Consider the following 2,965-nt stretch of genomic DNA (forward strand, 5'->3'; position numbering starts at 1 on the left):
TGTTGCACCACCCCTAGACCCTCGCACACTCCTGTAGCAAAAAGACGAATCGGCACCTCAGAACCACGCGTTTCGACCTCCCGAGCCGATGTTGCGCTGGGGTATACCCCACAACGACGCATCGGTGAGGGCTATGCAGCTGCTCAACCGAGGAATACTCTGGAACTCGTGACCAAAATTCAGACTTCGGACGTATTCACGCCCGGCAAGAACACCACGCTCACCTACGTCGATCGCCGAGACGATGTTGCCGCGGCAGATCTGCGCAAACATATTCGCCGCGGCGGATGGCTGGTTTCTGTTGTGGGGCCCACGAAAATGGGTAAAACGGTTCTCGCGCAACGCGAGGCACCCAACGCCTTCGTTGTGCAGGGGCATGCAATTCGATCCGTCGATGAGTTCTTCTCAAAATTCGCCGGTTACTTTGGTATCCCGAGTGAAAAGTCGCAGTCCACAGTCTCGGGTGACCGTAGCAAGTGGGGTTTCATGGCCAGGCTCGGTTTATTTGGCATTGGCGAAGCCGGATCCGATTTCGGCGGCGAAACTAGCCTGGATGTGAGTGCGGGTACGACAACAACTGTAAATCCTGAACAAGCGAGCCTCGAGGCCGTCGAAATCATCGTAGGCAAGCGCGGTAGAGTGACGGTGGTGATCGATGATTTCCACTTCATACCCCGTGAAGTCCGGAAATCTTTGGTTCAGGCCCTCAAGCCGGTCGCATACGCGGGTGCGACAATCATCCTCATTACACTCCCGCATAGGAGAGCAGAGACTACCGACCTTGTTTCGGACATGCAGGGCCGTACCGCCACGGTGGAGGTCACTCCATGGAAGGAAGCTGAGCTTGCGAAAATTGCTTCGTTGGGGTTCCCGAAATTAAACGTCGTCGATCCTTCAGGTCTCGGTGACCGATTGGCCGCAAGCAGCTACGGGTCGCCGCAGATTATGCAGCACCTTTGTCTGGAGTTGGTCGAGACGGTGAACGAGATTTTCGAGGAGCAAAATCTTCCAGTGCCGCTGGTGGAGCCGTCTGACTGGCTTGAGTTCCATCGAGAGGTACGCGATGAAGGTGCTATCAAGTGGGTTCAAAAGTTTATTGGTGGGCCGCCCGTGAGGGGGCAAAAGCGAAAGAAGCACGATCTAAAAGATGGTAGAAATTTTGATGGCTATCAGGTCATCATCGCGGCCCTGAAAGAACTTGGGCCTGAACTTGATTTGTCGGTGCCGAACCTCAATGCCCAGATCGATTCGATGCTGAAGAGTGGGAAGTCGGGTGAAGTGACAGTCGGCGGCAAGTTGGCGCAGATGAGCGAGCTAGCGTCGAAGCCCTTGAAGGCGAAATTGAGAGAAGCTGATGACGAGGATGTTCCGGTTAGTGAGCTCTTCGAGGCTGACGCGGACCTCGATCCAGCGGCGGGCTTGCCTCAACCTGTATTTGAATACGTGCCAGACGACGTTGGGAAGACAATTCATATACTCGAGCCGTACGTGGCATATACGGTCCGCTGGCACGTCGACAATCTGCTGAGCTGACATGAAAGGATGGCTCTGATTGAGGCATTCTTCCACACAAGCAGGCTTTACGGTGCTCTAGCTCGACCGCAGAACTGACATAAGAGCGCGGTATCGGCTGGTCTCCCGGAGCCGCCGGACGCTCTAGAACGCCCGGAGTTCGCTGCCTCGCGATCGCTAATCGGTTCCGTGCGGAAGGGCGAGGGTCTCTCGCGGTGTGTCGCGCTGGGCGCCGGTCTTCGAGAGAGCGCCTGGGTGCAGGTGAGGTGTCACCTGCACCCAGGGCAGCTTCTACTCGCAGCGTTCGCAGCGGCGCCAGCCGTTTGTTCCGGGCTCCCTGTTGTAGGACGGGATCTGTCGGCCGACAGGGCAGTCATTGTCCACGTGGTGGACGTCAGGATCCGACTCGTTCGTCGAGTGGTACGCGGCAACTCGCATGATTGGCTCCTTTGCCATCAGTGCTCACAAGCGTGAGCTGGCCCGAATGCTACGGCTGGCTTCCGATGGCGGCGGCGGGAGCCCGTGGCCTGTTTCGTTTTGCGGATCGGCGTGGGCGCGTGTTCCGTCGGTGTTCGAATCACTTGTAGAACTGGGCGACGCCGCCATGGTGTGAGCATGCGCCTTGGTGGTGTGCAGCGTACGAGAGAGACCCGTCAACACAGAGAGCGGTTGCGCCGCCCCCGTCGCCCCCGTCGGGCACGGCCGGTGCCGGCGCCGGCGCAGGGGCTGGTGCGACGTATGTGCCGACGCTTGTGACCTGCGCCACTGGTGGGGTGGTGACTTCCTGGCGAACCTGTTGGCGTCCGGTCTCTTTACCGTCGGTGATCGTGACGCGGTACGTCGTGGTCTGGACACCACGGACGCCTTCGGTCGTCACGGTGGTCGTGCCCTGCGCGAGAGTGCCGTCCTCGACGGTCGTCGACTCGAACGGAATTCTGACGGTTTCAGTAACGAGCTTCGTCGTTACCGTCGGTGTCGGTGTCGGTGTCGGTGTCGGTGTCGGAGTCGGAGTGTTGGTCGCCGCTGCAGCGTGTGGTGTCTTGGTGGGGGCGGGGGATGCGGCGATCGCCGCCGGCTGATCGGCTGCGGGACTCGACGGGTGCGCGGCGCCGAAGGCTGATCCGGAGCCGAGGAGTACAACAAAAGCGAGCCCTGCCCCGAGCGCCGCTGCGGAACGCTTCCGGGGAAGCCTGAGCCAGGTGGAACGACGGAACAGCAGGCCGTAGACGGCGGTAATGAGGACCACGAGGGCGGTCATCAGCAGCATCGACCACACACCACCCGAAGCGAGAGCGATCAGCGCCAGCACCAAGGTGACGACGATCCCGACCCACGTCGCGGTGGGGAGCTTCCTGCGATTGGTGCCGATCGGGCGGTGGCTGCTCGGGCGGTGTGAAGGCATTGCGGCTCCCTGGTGATGAGGACCGCACAAGTCTGCGGGGCTGCTCAGCTC

The 2,965-nt window shown here is 60.2% G+C and carries 2 protein-coding genes; one reads left to right on the forward strand and one right to left on the reverse strand.

Annotation, left to right across the window (positions count from 1 at the left end; translation table 11 throughout):
• Positions 1-168: 168 nt before the first annotated feature.
• Complete coding sequence (locus tag EDF51_RS19620) at positions 169-1,533, forward strand: hypothetical protein (RefSeq protein ID WP_134196245.1); 1,365 nt, start codon at positions 169-171, stop codon at positions 1,531-1,533.
• Between the two features lie 556 nt (positions 1,534-2,089).
• On the opposite strand, the gene EDF51_RS19625 is transcribed toward EDF51_RS19620, so the two are convergent.
• Positions 2,090-2,965, reverse strand: an 876-nt coding sequence (locus EDF51_RS19625; protein WP_243837175.1) for a G5 domain-containing protein, incomplete at its 5' end; no start/stop codon positions are given.

The organism is Curtobacterium sp. PhB25, assembly GCF_004365375.1.
Classification (GTDB): domain Bacteria; phylum Actinomycetota; class Actinomycetes; order Actinomycetales; family Microbacteriaceae; genus Curtobacterium.